General features: G+C 36.2%; 16 protein-coding genes. 15 read left to right on the forward strand and 1 reads right to left on the reverse strand.

Going from position 1 to position 15,310, the window contains the following annotated elements:
* The 6 genes from ACTBZY_RS21455 to ACTBZY_RS21480 form a co-directional block, all read left to right on the forward strand.
* The coding region (locus ACTBZY_RS21455; protein WP_463048438.1) for a four-helix bundle copper-binding protein at window positions 1-366 on the forward strand (366 nt) is incomplete at its 5' end.
* A 13-nt stretch (window positions 367-379) separates the two neighbouring features.
* Window positions 380-1,195, forward strand: a complete 816-nt coding sequence (locus tag ACTBZY_RS21460) for a DUF6920 family protein (RefSeq protein WP_463048439.1) — start codon at window positions 380-382, stop codon at window positions 1,193-1,195.
* Between the two features lie 256 nt (window positions 1,196-1,451).
* Complete coding sequence (locus ACTBZY_RS21465; RefSeq protein ID WP_463048440.1) at window positions 1,452-2,192, forward strand: HAD-IIB family hydrolase; 741 nt, start codon at window positions 1,452-1,454, stop codon at window positions 2,190-2,192.
* A 227-nt stretch (window positions 2,193-2,419) separates the two neighbouring features.
* A complete protein-coding gene (locus ACTBZY_RS21470) occupies window positions 2,420-3,091 on the forward strand; it encodes a BON domain-containing protein (protein ID WP_463048441.1) in 672 nt (223 codons plus the stop codon).
* Between the two features lie 105 nt (window positions 3,092-3,196).
* A complete protein-coding gene (locus ACTBZY_RS21475) occupies window positions 3,197-3,781 on the forward strand; it encodes an HdeD family acid-resistance protein (protein WP_463048442.1) in 585 nt (194 codons plus the stop codon).
* 184 nt (window positions 3,782-3,965) lie between these two features.
* Complete coding sequence (locus ACTBZY_RS21480; RefSeq protein ID WP_463048443.1) at window positions 3,966-4,658, forward strand: type 1 glutamine amidotransferase domain-containing protein; 693 nt, start codon at window positions 3,966-3,968, stop codon at window positions 4,656-4,658.
* Between the two features lie 57 nt (window positions 4,659-4,715).
* Here ACTBZY_RS21480 and ACTBZY_RS21485 read toward each other — a convergent pair whose 3' ends face one another.
* Entirely contained in the window at window positions 4,716-4,940 is a 225-nt protein-coding gene (locus ACTBZY_RS21485) for a hypothetical protein (protein ID WP_463048444.1), read from the reverse strand.
* A gap of 178 nt (window positions 4,941-5,118) precedes the next feature.
* On the opposite strand from ACTBZY_RS21485, the gene ACTBZY_RS21490 reads away from it, so the two are divergent.
* From ACTBZY_RS21490 to ACTBZY_RS21530, 9 genes are all read left to right on the forward strand, one after another.
* Window positions 5,119-5,445 carry a BON domain-containing protein gene (locus tag ACTBZY_RS21490; protein ID WP_463048445.1) on the forward strand — a complete coding sequence of 109 codons (327 nt, stop codon included), beginning with the start codon at window positions 5,119-5,121 and terminating at the stop codon, window positions 5,443-5,445.
* The gene (locus tag ACTBZY_RS21495) at window positions 5,446-5,772 is read left to right on the forward strand and encodes a BON domain-containing protein (RefSeq protein WP_463048446.1); all 327 of its coding nucleotides are present in this window, start codon (window positions 5,446-5,448) and stop codon (window positions 5,770-5,772) included.
* Between the two features lie 196 nt (window positions 5,773-5,968).
* Window positions 5,969-6,514 carry a hypothetical protein gene (locus tag ACTBZY_RS21500; protein ID WP_463048447.1) on the forward strand — a complete coding sequence of 182 codons (546 nt, stop codon included), beginning with the start codon at window positions 5,969-5,971 and terminating at the stop codon, window positions 6,512-6,514.
* A 41-nt stretch (window positions 6,515-6,555) separates the two neighbouring features.
* Window positions 6,556-7,590 carry a glycoside hydrolase family 130 protein gene (locus ACTBZY_RS21505; RefSeq protein WP_463048449.1) on the forward strand — a complete coding sequence of 345 codons (1,035 nt, stop codon included), beginning with the start codon at window positions 6,556-6,558 and terminating at the stop codon, window positions 7,588-7,590.
* Between the two features lie 12 nt (window positions 7,591-7,602).
* Window positions 7,603-9,975 (forward strand): glycosyltransferase, encoded by a 2,373-nt coding sequence (locus ACTBZY_RS21510; protein WP_463048450.1) that lies wholly within the window; start codon window positions 7,603-7,605, stop codon window positions 9,973-9,975.
* 44 nt (window positions 9,976-10,019) lie between these two features.
* Window positions 10,020-10,355 carry an HPF/RaiA family ribosome-associated protein gene (locus ACTBZY_RS21515; RefSeq protein WP_463048451.1) on the forward strand — a complete coding sequence of 112 codons (336 nt, stop codon included), beginning with the start codon at window positions 10,020-10,022 and terminating at the stop codon, window positions 10,353-10,355.
* Window positions 10,356-10,735: 380 nt separating this feature from the next.
* A complete protein-coding gene (locus ACTBZY_RS21520) occupies window positions 10,736-11,161 on the forward strand; it encodes a hypothetical protein (RefSeq protein WP_463048452.1) in 426 nt (141 codons plus the stop codon).
* A 261-nt stretch (window positions 11,162-11,422) separates the two neighbouring features.
* Entirely contained in the window at window positions 11,423-12,052 is a 630-nt protein-coding gene (locus ACTBZY_RS21525) for a DUF6064 family protein (protein WP_463048453.1), read from the forward strand.
* A gap of 341 nt (window positions 12,053-12,393) precedes the next feature.
* Window positions 12,394-14,889 (forward strand): cation-translocating P-type ATPase, encoded by a 2,496-nt coding sequence (locus ACTBZY_RS21530; RefSeq protein WP_463048454.1) that lies wholly within the window; start codon window positions 12,394-12,396, stop codon window positions 14,887-14,889.
* Window positions 14,890-15,310: the final 421 nt, after the last annotated feature.

The following is a 15,310-nucleotide window of genomic DNA, read 5'->3' on the forward strand; positions in this document are numbered from 1 at the left end:
ATACCGTTACATAAAAAGATAAATGTAATGAGTAATCAAAAATTTCAAGCTTGTATAGATGCTTGTCTCACCAGTGCAATAGCGTGCAATAGATGTGCTACTGAATGTTTAAATGAAGATGGAGTCAAAACACATATAGCGTGTATCCAACTTTCTAGACAATGTTCGGTTATATGTTTTGCTGCGGCCCAACTATTGAGTATTGGCGGAAAGCATGCCACCCATTTATGTGCAGAGTGCGTTGAAGTGTGCGAAGCCTGTGCCACTGAATGTGAAAAACATTCCCACTCGCATTGTAAAGAATGTGCCGAAAGCTGTCGAAAATGTGCAGAAGAATGCAGAGCGATGAACAAAATGGCGGCTTAAAATCTAAAAAACCATGCTATACTTTTTGATAATCATTTCAGTGATTGGCCTAATCTTTATTGCTGGAAAAGTAAATCTTTCAATAAAATTTAAAAAACAGGTCACTCAGCTTTTTTCAGAATCTAAAAACATTCCAGCTAAAACGTTTACTTATAAACTATTGGAAGGCTTACCCGAACCTGTGCAACGTTATTTCAAGCACGTTTTGAAAGAAGGCCAACCGTACATAAGTTATATCAGGCTAAAACACGATGGTCAGTTTAAATCAGACTTGAAAAAAGACTGGGTTAATATCACTGGCGAGCAATATTTTACGACGCAAAAACCTGGTTTTATCTGGAAAGGTATTACCTCAATGTTTGTAGCTCGTGATATGTACCTTGGCAATGAAGGCAGGCTTATTGCCACGCTATTTTCAGCATTTAATGTTGTGGATGTGCATGGAAAACAACAATATAACGAAAGTGAATTATTACGTTGGCTATCAGAAAGCATTTGGTTTCCAACCAATCTTTTACCATCTGAAAATTTGCAGTGGACCTCCATTGATAGTTCATCTGCCCGATTGACTTTTCAATACCACGGTCTATCACTTGTTTATATCATCACATTTAATGCATTAGGTGAGATTACCCAAATGGAAACGAAGAGATTCATGGACGAGAAAAGGTTAGAAACATGGCTCATAAAACCTGATAATTATCAAGAAAAAAATGGTGTGATTATTCCTATTCATGCCGAGGTATTTTGGCGATTAAAAGAAGGTGATTTTAGTTATGCCAGCTTTTTTGTTCAAAAAATTGAATACGATAAACCTGAAATGTTTTAACCCGGATTATGCGTTGGGGAGTCGTTATGAATTTTAAAGTACAATAAATCAGACAATTAAAGGAAATTAGCATAGCGTTTACCCCGAGATAGCTAAGATACTTCCAAGTTTTTAAGCTGTTTTTTGATGAATAAATTGTTCATCGTATGGAATCCCTGATCTTACTACTGCGAACTGATTTGAAGCAATTTAGCTATTGTCCCGATAGCTATCGGATGGTTTTCCAATGAATAAAGCGGGTTAAAAACAACGCACTATGAAAAAGCTAGTCATTTTCGATTTAGATGGTACCCTTGCGGCAAGTAAATCTCCACTCGATGCCGAAATGTTAGTATTGTTACAAGCATTGCTTGATAAAATGACAGTGGCAGTTATATCTGGCGGCGATTGGCCGCAGTTTAAAAAGCAACTTCTTGATAATTTTCCTTCAAATAAAAGACTCCATAATTTACACATCCTCCCAGCATGTGGTACTAAACTATATCAGTATTCTGATAGTTGGAAGAAAATATATTCTGAAGATTTCGGTCCAGCGGAAAAAGAGAAAATAATTCATTCTCTTAATGAGGCTTCCGAATCCCTAGGTTTCAAAATAACCGAAACTTGGGGCGATGTTATTGAGGATAGAGGGAGTCAGATAACCTTTTCAGCACTGGGTCAGGAAGCTCCGCTAGAAATAAAAAAACAATGGGATCCGAATTTTGCAAAACGAAAGAAAATTAAGGCAATACTGGATGAGCTTATTCCAGAATTTACAATACGCCTGGGCGGTACTACATCGATAGATGTCACTAGGCTTGGCATAGACAAAGCCTACGGTATCAAAAAGCTACAAGACATTCTTGGCATTGCCATAGAGGAGATGTTTTTTATTGGAGATGCTTTATTTCCTGGAGGAAATGATTATCCGGTCAAAGAAATCGGAGTCACATCTATTCAAATAAAAAATCCGGAAGAAACCAAGAGGCTTATTGAAACAATAAATGCCTTTATATAGAAAGCAAGCCTAGAACTGCTACAGATTCTGTAAAAATGGCGAACGATATAAAGTAGGGATATTTTAGGATGGATAATGCAGATTAAGCTCTATAGCGTTCACAATCTCATTCTCCTAAAATATGTGACTTACGTAACAATCGTTCAAAATTGTGTAACGCCATAATTTATTGGAATCCCAATCTTTGCTAGGCAATAAGAATTCATTTATTGCTTAACAAATCCAAAATGAAAACTAATTCAGAGTTACAAACTGACGTTCAAAATGCCATCGAATGGGAACCCTTATTGCATGCAGCAGAAATTGGAGTTACCGTTAAAGATGGTGTGGTTTCTCTCAGTGGGGTAGTGGATAGTTATGAAAAAAAACACGAGGCTGAAAATGCAACTAAAAAAGTAATTGGCGTTAAAGCCTTGGTTGAAAACATTGAAGTAAAGTTTCCAAGTTCATGGTCAAAAAACAACGCTGAAGTTGCTGAAGAAGTTTTAGCAGCCTTAAAATCAAATTGGTCAGTTCCAAACGAAAATATAAACATAAAGGTAGAAGATGGTTGGGTTACCTTAGATGGTGAGCTTCATTGGAACTATCAAAGAGAGGCCGCTGGTAGTGCAGTACATTATCTTACTGGTGTTAAAGGTCTAACGAATAACATTATTATCAAGTCAAAATCTGATGATGCCATTCAACAAAAAGATGTTCAAAATGCAATTAATAGAAATGGGTCAATCAATGACAACGACATCCATGTAAAAGTTTCTGGAACAACGGTAACACTTTCTGGAACAGTAACTTCTTGGTATCAAAAAGAAGAGGCTGGACGTATTGCTTGGAAAACCTTGGGGGTTTGGCAAGTAAATAACGAATTGAAGGTAGACTATGAGCAGGCATTTGCAAACTAAAATCAACAAAAATCGAAGAGGTATTTCTTCGATTTTCCAATCCATGAAATTGAGTTAATGCAAACTCAAAAACAGTATAGCCGACAATTAAAACAATAAACGTACATGATAAATCAAACATTCAAAACATCCCTATTCTCTGCAAAATATTGGTATTTATCGCTTATACTCGGAGTCTTATTTATTGGTATTGGAATATGGGTTTTTATGACCCCGCTAGAATCCTTCTTAACACTGGCGATCTTTTTCAGTTTTACGTTTTTTGTAAACGGAATTTTTGAAATCATTTATTATCTATCCAATCGTACCACCACACCTAATTGGGGCTGGGGCCTAGTTTCGGGCATTTTCGACTTACTGTTTGGTATTTGGCTAATATCAAGTCCGCAGGTTTCTATTGAAATATTACCTATTTACGTAGGTATAATGTTGATGTTCCGTTCGCTTACGGCTATTGCTGTCGCCATAGAATTCAAAGGTACTTTCGCAAAAGGATCGGCATGGTTATTATTGCTAGGAATAACTGGAACTGCATTCTCATTTATCATGATTTGGGATCCGTTTTTTGGAGGCATGACCATCATTTACTGGACTGCCTGGGCGTTCATCTCTATCGGAGCTTTCCGAATATTACTTGCTTTTAGGCTAAAGAGTATAAAAAATGTCAAACCTAAAAATCAGAACATCTAGAGAGCTAATCGACCAGACTCTCCGAATTGGTAAATCCAAATCGTGTTGATTTAATGATGTAGGAAATATCAAAAATTGTCTACAAAACTATGTTTGATAATGGTTTTATTAAAAAGTGATAACACCGTTTAATTCCTTTGCTCAAAAAAAATACAAAAACTAACATAATTAAACTTAGAATAGCATGAAAATTTTAATCGTATTAACCTCTCATAACGAAATGGGAGACTCAGGAAAAAAAACAGGGTTTTGGATTGAAGAATTTGCTTCACCTTATTATGTATTTGTAGATGCGGGCTCTGATATAGACATAGCTTCACCAGCAGGCGGGCAACCTCCCGTAGATCCTAAAAGTGAGGAAGTAGAATCTCAAACACCTTCTACACTACGTTTTTACAAAGATAGCGATGCCATTTATCAAGTCGCTAATACGCTAAAATTAAGAAACATTGACTTTAATCATTACGACGCCGTTTTTTATGCTGGAGGTCATGGCCCTTTATGGGATTTAGTAACATACAAAGCTTCCATAAAGCTTATTGAAGATTTTTACAACAGTCAAAAACCAATCGCTTTTGTTTGCCATGCTCCTGTAGCATTAATAAATGTTAAAGCAGAAAATGGGCAGCCACTTATAAAAGGCAAAAAAATGACAGGTTTTTCAAATTCCGAAGAAGAGGCAGCTGGATTGACCAAAGTTGTTCCTTTTTTATTAGAAGATGAATTGAAAAAACTAGGAGCTCATTATAGTAAAGGAGCAGACTGGAGTTCATTTACGCAGCAAGACGGCTTGTTAATAACGGGTCAAAACCCTGGCTCGTCAGAAGCAGTAGCCAAACTATTATTGAAAATCCTTCGTGGTGAAAAAGAATCTTGACGTAACGCTTTAGGGTAAAAAAAAATAAGCCAATAGCACATGAATTTAATAAAAAATTTAAACTGGCGTTACGCCACCAAATAAATGACAAATGAGCTTGTCCTCAAACAAAAATTGTTCAATTATCAATGCCACACTTCTTGGTCCTACATCATCAGGTTTACGGCTTTTTGAGGTGTTTTTAATAAGCAATAAAGCGTTGAAGGAAAAGGTTTTGGTGTAATTCAAATACTCCAGAATCCTTACCACCTTCATGATAATTCTAACTATAAAAATTCCCAAAACTTAAGATTAGCATCTTTTTTGAAATTTCGGGACTAATAAACACATCAAAAAATGCTTTAGCGGACCAAAGGTGTGATTAATACAACTATAGACCTCTAATGTGTAACTTCTGGAGGTAATATATTTAGACCTTTATTGTGTTGGAACGCCCAGGTGCTGACATAAATAAAATGGCATGAAAAATAATATAGAATTACAAAAAGACGTTCAAAACGCCATTAAATGGGAACCTTCTTTGCATGCCGCAGAAATTGGTGTAACGGCAAAAGATGGGGTTGTAACCTTAACGGGTGTGGTGGATAGCTACTCCAAAAAGTTAAGTGCAGAAAATGCAATCAAAAAGGTGAAAGGCGTAAAAGCATTGGCAGAAAACATCATTATAGATTATGGCTATTCTACCCAAAAAACCGACGGCGAAGTTGCACAAAATATCCTATTGGCATGGAAATATAACTGGGAAGTGCCTGAAGATAAATTAAAAGTAAAGGTAGAAAAAGGCTAGGTGACCATAGAAGGTGAAGTTGCTTGGAAGTATGAAGAAGAAGCTGCTCATGACGCCATCAAAAACCTCTCTGGGGTTAAGGGCGTAATCAATCTTATAAAAATCAAGTCTGAATCAAAAGATGCTCTTGAACAAAAAGATGTAGAAAATGCACTTACTCGGAATTGGTCAATAGATGCCAAAGATGTAAAGGTAGAAGTAAATCACAACAGGGTTAGACTAACCGGTTTAGTACACTCTATATACCAAAAGGACGAAGCTGAGCGATTGGCATGGAATGCACCTGGAGTTTCGTCGGTGGAAAATGACCTTGCCGTTATTTTTTAAATTTCCCAAACCAGAAGATCCAAAAAGCGAAGAGAATCCCCCTTTGCTCTATACATCAGAATGAGTGCAGAACACAACTTCTCAAAGTCTAAAACTGGCTATCAAAGCCCTCTGTAGATGATGAAACACAAGGTTTACTTCGGTTTATATAGGGACATATTCGACTTTAAATAAGCAATTTAGAAAAAAAAATAAAATGAATAAGAACTTACCCATATATCTGTACGGTACCATTATGATTTTAGAAGGTATTTTTCTTCTATTTTCATCTCATTTTAGTTTTGAAACTGTCAAATACACTTTGGGTATGGCTATGATTATTGGTGCATTATTTGGCTTTTTAAAAGCCCTATTGCAACAAAAAAAACGCATTGAATTCGCTTATCATGAAATTCATGGTTTGACAATCCTCCTCTATGGAGTCTCTGTGCTGTTATTCGCTACCAACTTGGAAACGCTTACACAGCTTTCGGCTTTTGTGTTCATTTTCTACACGTTTTCAGAAATTATTTTTTGTTTCTTCCTCTTTGACCTTGCCGAGAAACTGGTCTCCAAAATTGTTCTTGTACGCATTTTTCTCGGAATACTGGTGGGCATAGGAACTATAATTATTATGCATTATTTCAGTACAAACGATATAGTTGCCATGCAGGGTTACGCGATACTCTTTATCATAATTGGTATCAATACCTTGCTTTATGTGCCAATTATAAAAACCAGGAAATTAAAACGCACAGCTTAATAAATCAATTAAAAAATTGGTAAGAACAAATATTAAAAAAAATGGTCACAGTAAATAAGCACGGTATTCTATTAACTAAAACCAACCATAGTTTTGAATGCGAAGGTGTGCTCAATCCTGCCATTATTCAGGTGGGTGATAACATTCATATGTTTTACCGAGCAGTAGCCAAAGATAACTATTCCACCATTGGGTATTGTAAATTATCGGCTCCAACAGTGGTGGAAAGTAGAAATGAAACTCCCCTATTATATCCACAAGCAGCATATGAATTTCAGGGATTGGAGGATCCGCGAATTGTAGAAATCGAAGGCACTTTCTACCTTACATATACCGCATATGATGGTTTAAATGCATTAGGTGCCTTGGCTACTTCAAAAGACCTTGTGCACTGGCAAAAGGAAGGTATCATTGTACCTCAAATTACCTATGATGAATTTAAACATTTCACTGAAATAAAAGGGCCTATGCATGAAAAATACATGCGTTTTAATGAGAAATCAAAAAGTAATTTCAAACAAGACAGAAGAGAGTTGTTATGGGATAAAAACCTAATTTTTTTTCCGCGAAAAATTAATAATAAATTTCACTTTCTGCATCGCATAAAGCCTGATATTCAGATAGTAGTGGCTATAGAAAAGCTAAGCGATCTTACTACTGATTTTTGGCAAAACTATTTTTCAAACTTTGACGAAAACGTTGTTTTATCGCCAAAGTATGATCATGAGGTAAGCTATATTGGCGGCGGAGGACCGCCTATTGAAACGTCGGACGGCTGGCTGCTTATTTATCACGGTGTGCACGACACTTTGAAAGGTTATGTGTATTCGGCTTGTGCAGTCTTGCTCGACTTAGAAAACCCACAAAAAGAGATTGCCAGGCTACCCTACCCTTTATTTTTCCCGGAAAAATCTTGGGAGCTGAATGGTGAAGTTAACAATGTATGTTTTCCTACAGGAAATATACTTGAAGACGACAACCTATATATTTATTACGGTGCTGCAGATGAACAAATAGCCGTAGCCTCCCTAAGCTTGAAAGAACTTTTAGAGGAATTGGCGTCAAACAGAACTTAAAACATTACAACAATGATAACTCGTATAATCAATTATTGCAGCGAAAGTACTTTCAAACCTAAGCGGTCTACACCAACATTGTCGGTTGCGAAGACTAATGGTGTAGCTCATTTACTTCCTGAAATCTTATTCGTAACTTCTTTTCCACCAAGAGAATGCGGTATAGCCACTTATACCCAAGATTTAGTAAATGCTTTGGACAATCAATTTGAAAACTCCTTTATCGCTGTTATATGTGCATTGGAAACCGACGCAGAACAACTTGATTACAGCCAAACTCCTAAATTTATTTTAAACACTGATAACGCCAATGAGTTTCGTAAAACGGCGTTCCAGATCAACAATGATGTTAACATTAGTCTAGTAGTCATTCAACATGAGTTTGGTTTTTATGCTAAAAATGAATCTGCATTTAAAAACTTTTATAAAAGCATTTCTAAGCCTATCATTTTTGTTTTTCATACGGTATTGCCAAAGCCAATTGAAGCATTGAGAGCAAAAGTGAAAGCTATGGCTGCGAGTGCATCTTCTATTGTGGTGATGACCGAAAATGCAGCGGCCATTTTAATAAATGATTATGCTATCTCGGCTGATAAAATTACGGTAATCGCCCATGGTACGCACTTGGTGCCCCCATTAAATAGAGAAAAACTAAAAAAAGAATATCAGCTTTCTAATAGAAAAGTGCTTTCCACTTTTGGCTTATTAGGGCCTAGTAAGAGCATAGAAACAACTTTAAATGCCATGTCTGCTGTTATCAAAAAACATTCTGATGTATTGTTTTTGGTATTGGGGAAAACACACCCCTCACTCCTTTTACAAGAAGGTGAAAAATACCGCACTATGCTTGAGGCAAAAGTGAAAGAGCTAAACATAGACAAAAATGTACGTTTCGTAAATGAATATTTGCAATTGCCTGTGCTTTTGGAATATCTACAACTTTCAGATATTTATTTATTTACGTCTAAAGACCCAAATCAGGCAGTAAGCGGAACTTTTTCGTACGCGGTAAGCTGTGGTTGCCCGGTTATTTCTACACCCATACCACATGCACTTGAAGTTTTGAGTAATAATAATGGGCTCATTATTGATTTTGAAGATTCAGTACAATTGTCCGAAGCCATCATTTCATTACTTGATAATAAAAAACTAAGAGCAGAGATTTCGTCGAATAGCTTGCACCAAATGGCCTCAACAGCTTGGCAAAATTCTGCCATAGCTCATGCTCTACTTTTTGAAAAATTAACGGATAATGCTATCAAATTGAAATATAAAGTTCCTGCTTTCAATTTTACACATGTAGAAAAAATGACAACTGATTTTGGTATGATACAATTTGCCAAAATAGCCATTCCCGACATTCATTCGGGCTATACTTTAGATGATAACGCTAGGGCTTTGATTGCCATTTGTCAGCATTATGAAATCTTTCAAAACGAGGAAGATATCTTATTAATATTCACCTATTTAAAGTTCCTTAAGTATTGTTTGCAGCCCAATGGCCAATTCTTAAATTATGTAAATGAAGCTCAAGAGTTTACCGCTCAAAATATCCCAGAAAACTTAGACGATAGCAATGGTAGGGCTATTTGGGCGTTGGGCTATGTGGTATCATTGAAAAAAATTATGCCCTTTCATGTAACGCTCATTGCCGAACATTTACTAAGTAAAGCATTGCCACATTTAGAAGATATCCATTCCACAAGAGCCATGGCTTTTATCATAAAAGGCTTGCACTTTCAAAATGAACCAGAAAACATTCATTTGCTGCAAATACTCGCAGACCGTATGGTACAAATGTATAGACACGAAAAAGCCAATGACTGGTTTTGGTTTGAAGATTATCTCACCTATGGAAATAGCCTACTGCCTGAGGCCATGCTTTGTGCCTATCTAAGTACCCAAAACGAGGAATATAAAAAAATAGCAAAAGAAAGTTTCAGTTTTTTGCTTTCAAAAATATTTGTAAATGGGAGCATAAAAGTCATTTCAAACAAAGGCTGGCATATTAAGGGGCAGAATGAAGAAAATATAATAGGTGGAGAGCAACCGATAGACGTGGCTTATACCATAATGGCATTGGAAAAGTTTTATCATATCTTCAAAAACAAAGACTATAAACAAAAGGCGAAAGCTGCCTTTAATTGGTTTTTAGGCGACAACCATTTGCATCAAATTGTATATAACGAATGTACCGGAGGATGTTATGATGGTGTAGAAGAGCACAATGTCAACCTCAATCAGGGAGCTGAGTCTACTTTGAGTTATTTAATGGCCAGACTGAGTATAGAAAGGTTATTTAAAACAGCTAGGACATCCAAATCGGCAGAACCTGAAGTCAAATTTAAAAAAATGCTACACAAAGCATTGGCATTAGCAAACTGAAGATTTTCTCAACCTATAAAGACTGAATAATAACATTTAAGAATATGACAATTGAATTTATCAAAGACAGATCGATTGATTTAGACGAAAAACATAGCGATGTCCTTTCCTCATTAATTGAGGATGGCTTTGAAAGGTATGAATCTCATATAACCACCATAGAAGCTCTTGTGTCGAATGAAAATGCAACTAGCGAGGGTACAAGTGATATGCGTTGTTTACTCGAAATCCGAATTAATGGAAAGAAGCCGATAGCTGTTTCAAGCGGAGCCGATACTATAGAAGAAGCCGTATTAGCTGCCATTGATAAACTTACGGCTACACTCGATAGCATTATTGAGCATAGACAAAATCATTCGAATATTGTATGCGTAAAATGAAATTCAAGAATATATATAATAAACTTCCGGTGATATTTAAACCCGGATTATGCGTTGGGGAATCGTTATGAGTTTTAAAGTACAATAAATCAGATAATTAAATGAAATTAGCATAGGGTTTACCCTGAGCGAATGTCGAAGGGCTATGGTGATTGAGTTTAAATGGGTGTTGCCCTTGCTGAGCTTGACGAAGTATACTGATTTTAAGCAATTTAGCTGCGGTCCCGATAAAATCAGGAGATTTTCTAATGCATAAAGTGGGTTAAAATAGTAGTACTCCCCATTCTTAGGACAATAAATCAAAAAGAAGCTTCCGTTAAAAATAATTTCAATAAATAGGCAATAAATCAACCGCCTTATCAAGTATAAAAACAAATAATATGAAAAGTATAAATAGAATCTCCAAATTGCTCGCTGCCACACTAATGCTCTTTGCCGTGTTTTCGCTTTCCTCTTGTTCAAAAAGCATGACATTTTCTAATTCAAATGTGGTTCCGGCTGCAACTGGCTCCGTAAAAGTTAAAAGTGACAAGAATAACAATCACTCTATATCATTGGATATAAACAACTTGGCTCCCGCATCACATTTAACACCTCCCAAAAAGACTTATGTAGTTTGGATGATTACACAAGACCATGAAACCAAAAACATTGGTCAGTTAAAAAGCACTACTGGCTTTCTATCCAACACCTTAAAAGGATCCTTAAATGCGGTAACTCCCCTTAAGCCGTCATCCTTTTTTATTACGGCAGAAGATGATGGAAGTGTTGAATACCCTGGAATGACGGTTTTAAGTACCCGTTAAACCTATCCTTACTCATTCGGATAAAAGCTTCAAAAGATGGGAGCATTGAAAGTATTTTCAAATTCTTTTTCAGTGCTCCTTTTTTATGGGTTCTCTCGTAATATGAGTAATCGCGGGTAGCGGAGTATTGATATTTTTTGGATACAAATACTATCAGTATTTTTTTCGGCCGAGGACCCGTTACATACCATATGTTTTTAACAGCTATAATATTTTTTGTTGCCTTGTTACCACAAGTTATAAATTAATTTAAGAAGGAATATGGAAATACCTTTTACCACGGAACAATTCATCGGTGTATTTGAAAAATACAATTCAAGCGTATTTCCATTTCAATGGGTAATATTGTTATTTGCTGTCCTTGTTTTATTTGTATTCAGCTCTAAATCTTCGCATAAAAACAAATTGACTGGAAGTTTTCTTGGTCTATTGTGGATATGGATGGGGCTGGTTTATCACATCATATTCTTTACTTCAATAAATGATTTAGCTTTTGTATTTGGCGGATTCTTTGTTTTACAAGGTCTGTTGATTTTAATAAATACTTTTGTAAAGGATAAATTAATTTTCCGATTTTCTGCTCAAAGAAAAAATTACGTTGGTTACTTCTTTATACTATTTGGAGTAATTATTTATCCCATCATAAGCTACTTTAGTCAGGGTTCATTTAACAGAACTATAACACTTGGGCTGCCCTGCCCATCGACCATTTTCACTTTTGGTTTTTTCATGATGACGGGCAAATCATTTCCAAAATATTTATTAATAATCCCTTCTATGTGGGCAATTGTAGGTTTGTCTGCTGCAATACAATTTGGAATTTATCAAGATTTCATAATGCCAATAACTGCAATCGTTGCGGTTATTATGTTATTCAAAAACCAAAAATGAAATGCCATAATCTCATGTCAAATATTTTACATCCAATAGGGCTGTTACTACTTTCAAGAAAACAAATTCACTATTCGGTTTTATAAAGAAGAAAAACAGTTAGATGTTGACTTTATAAGTTAAAAATGAAACATCAACAGAGGTCGCCTTTGAATGGGAAAGTCTTAAAGCGTAGAAAGAAACCTTGTTGCCCCACCTTTAATTACCATAAAATCGGCTAAGGCTGCGTCCAAAAGTCCATGACGGAAAATTTAAGATGAAAAAATATCTTAACTTACTAACAAGTTTTTTGAGGTGACCATCACTTTATTGAGAAACCATTAAATGAAGCATTGAAAGGCATGGGCAAATACAATTTTAACCTCAAGGGGCTTACTTCTGAGGAAGTACTCAAGTCTAGAGCTCAATTTGGGAAAAACACACTGGAATTCAAGCAGGAAAATGGATTTTGGGAAGCTCTTAAAAGTTTGGCAAAAGAGCCTATGATTTTGCTTTTACTGGCCATTTCTGCTATCTATTTCGTTTTAGGAGAGAATGGTGATGGCATTTTCCTAATGTCAGCAGTTATTCTAGTAGCTTTTATATCTCTATATCAGGATTCTCGTAGCCGAAATGCTCTAGACAAATTAAAAAATTACACACAAGCAAAGTGCAAGGTAATTCGCGATGGAGAAGTACTGGAAATTCTAAGTGAAGAACTCGTTTCAGGAGATTATCTCATCGTAGAGGAGGGCACATCCATCACTGCCGACGGCCTTATTATTCAATCAAACGATTTCTCAGTAAATGAATCCGTGCTTACGGGAGAATCTCTATCCGTTTTTAAAGATGCGGAATCGACAAATTCTGAAGTTTACAGCGGTTCTTTGGTGGCAAGCGGTCTTGCCGTAATTGAGATTAAATCCATTGGATTAGAAACCAAATTGGGTAAAATAGGGAAAAGTCTTGAATCCATTCAAGAAGAAAAAACCCCTTTGGAAATACAAATCAACAATTTTGTAAAAAAAATGGTGATTGCCGGAGGCATCGTATTCCTCATTGTGTGGGGTATAAATTATGTACGTACAGAAAATATCCTGGAAAGTTTACTGAAAGCATTTACGCTGGCTATGAGTATTTTGCCCGAAGAAATACCTGTGGCTTTTACCACTTTTATGGCTTTGGGTGCATGGCGACTTATGAAAATGGGCATCGTTGTGAAACAGATGAAAACGGTAGAAACACTTGGAAGTGCTACTATCATTTGTACGGACAAAACGGGCACCCTTACAGAAAATAAAATGAGTTTGGCGAGGCTTTATTCTTGGGAGGACAAATCGATTGTCAAGCCTCAAAAAGACCTAAGAGAATCTGAATCTAAGCTCTTGACAATGGCGATGTGGTCTAGCGAACCCGTTCCTTTTGATCCCATGGAGATAGCCCTTCATAAAGCATATGGCGAATTACTAATGATGGATGCCAGGTCTGATTATCACATGATTCACGAATATCCGCTGAGTGGAAAGCCACCAATGATGACTCACCTCTTTGAGAATGAAAGCGGAAATAGAATTATTGCAGCCAAAGGAGCTCCAGAAGCCATAATGGCAGTTTCTGAATTGTCTAGTGAAGATATCTCGGAAATAGAAGCTGTTATCAACGACTTAGCTTTAGAAGGCTTTCGGGTATTGGGTGTAGGTGAAGCAAAACTCGAGGGAAATAGTTTCCCTGGAACGCAACAAGAATTTAAATTCACTTTTAAAGGCTTGGTGGCTTTTTATGATCCTCCAAAAAAGAACATAAAAGAAGTACTACAGGATTTTTACAATGCTGGTATTGCTGTAAAAATAATAACAGGAGATAATGCCGCCACTACCGGCACTATCGCCCGGCAAATCGGTTTCAAGGGTGCGGATAAAAGCATTTCTGGTGACGAACTGATGAAACTTAAGGATACCGAATTGAGTGAAAGGGTAATGAATATAAACATTTTCACAAGAATGTACCCTGAAGCCAAACTAAGGATTGTGGAAGCATTAAAGTCACAAAATCAAATAGTTGCAATGACTGGGGATGGTGTAAACGACGGCCCAGCCCTTAAGGCGGCTCATATTGGTATTGCTATGGGAACAAAAGGTACCGAGATTGCGAAACAAGCCGCATCCCTTATTTTGGTGGAAGATGATCTAGCTAAAATGGTTGCTGCCATAGCTATGGGAAGAAAGATTTATACCAACCTAAAGAAAGCCATTCAATATATTATCAGTATTCATATACCTATTATATTAACAGTCTTCATTCCTCTAATTTTGGGATGGGTTTATCCCAATATATTTTCTCCGATGCACATCATTTTGCTTGAATTAATTATGGGGCCAACCTGCTCTATTATTTATGAAAACGAACCTATGGAGAAAAACACGATGATACAAAAACCGAGGCCACCCAAAATTACATTTTTTAGTTGGAAAGAACTCTTAACCAGTATTGTACAAGGATTAATGATAACAGGAGGTACATTAATTACTTATCAATATGCCGTTTATATGGGATACGCGGAAGAAATCACAAGGGCTATGGTTTTTAGTTCTTTAATATTTGCCAATGTTTTCTTAACGCTAGTCAATCGCTCCTTTTACTATTCCATTCTCACTACACTGAAATACAAAAATAATCTTGTTTTGTTAATTATCGCCATTACCTTATTAGTGCTCTTAAGTATGCTTTTTATCGAGCCCATTACAATTTTCTTTGGTTTCAAAAGATTAGCTCTGACACAAATTGGCCTATCTGCCTTTCTGGGTTTCCTTTCAGTAATATGGTTCGAATTATTTAAATGGTACAGAAGAAGAGCCTGACGTCATTTTGTTTTAAGGAGTCTTTTGGCTGTGCCATCACTGGCGAATAACAGAAATAGGACTATGGTGAAGCAGATAATAACCTGGGCAGTTAATCTTGAAAGTATATTGGCTGATTCCTTTTCAGAAATAACCTTAGTAAGAAGTTAAAAGAAAGTTTTAGAGGAAGAGGAAAGCACCTTAAAATATCCTAATGCTCCACTCAAAGCTTTATTGCAGTGTTAAAGCTTTCAAATTTGGTTTTTATCACACTTTAAACCTTTTTTAGCCTTTTATAAAAAAATGCTTTTGCTCGAGTCCGCATTTCTTGTGATTTTTTTTCTTTCAATGAAGCTCTATAGGCTTCTTGAAAATTAGACCAACTATAAAGTAAAAAGGCAACTATTGAAACTGCCCAAAAAAGTAAGAACATTTGTAAGAG

Source organism: Arcticibacterium sp. (assembly GCF_055134445.1).

Coding starts and splice junctions, on each gene's coding strand:
- ACTBZY_RS21515 (WP_463048451.1), top strand. CDS start 10,020: ATGACAATTGAATTTATCAAAGACAGATCGATTGATTTAGACGAAAAA.
- ACTBZY_RS21525 (WP_463048453.1), top strand. CDS start 11,423: ATGGAAATACCTTTTACCACGGAACAATTCATCGGTGTATTTGAAAAA.
- ACTBZY_RS21470 (WP_463048441.1), top strand. CDS start 2,420: ATGAAAACTAATTCAGAGTTACAAACTGACGTTCAAAATGCCATCGAA.
- ACTBZY_RS21480 (WP_463048443.1), top strand. CDS start 3,966: ATGAAAATTTTAATCGTATTAACCTCTCATAACGAAATGGGAGACTCA.
- ACTBZY_RS21475 (WP_463048442.1), top strand. CDS start 3,197: ATGATAAATCAAACATTCAAAACATCCCTATTCTCTGCAAAATATTGG.
- ACTBZY_RS21510 (WP_463048450.1), top strand. CDS start 7,603: ATGATAACTCGTATAATCAATTATTGCAGCGAAAGTACTTTCAAACCT.
- ACTBZY_RS21505 (WP_463048449.1), top strand. CDS start 6,556: ATGGTCACAGTAAATAAGCACGGTATTCTATTAACTAAAACCAACCAT.
- ACTBZY_RS21530 (WP_463048454.1), top strand. CDS start 12,394: ATGGGCAAATACAATTTTAACCTCAAGGGGCTTACTTCTGAGGAAGTA.
- ACTBZY_RS21465 (WP_463048440.1), top strand. CDS start 1,452: ATGAAAAAGCTAGTCATTTTCGATTTAGATGGTACCCTTGCGGCAAGT.
- ACTBZY_RS21490 (WP_463048445.1), top strand. CDS start 5,119: ATGAAAAATAATATAGAATTACAAAAAGACGTTCAAAACGCCATTAAA.
- ACTBZY_RS21520 (WP_463048452.1), top strand. CDS start 10,736: ATGAAAAGTATAAATAGAATCTCCAAATTGCTCGCTGCCACACTAATG.
- ACTBZY_RS21500 (WP_463048447.1), top strand. CDS start 5,969: ATGAATAAGAACTTACCCATATATCTGTACGGTACCATTATGATTTTA.
- ACTBZY_RS21460 (WP_463048439.1), top strand. CDS start 380: ATGCTATACTTTTTGATAATCATTTCAGTGATTGGCCTAATCTTTATT.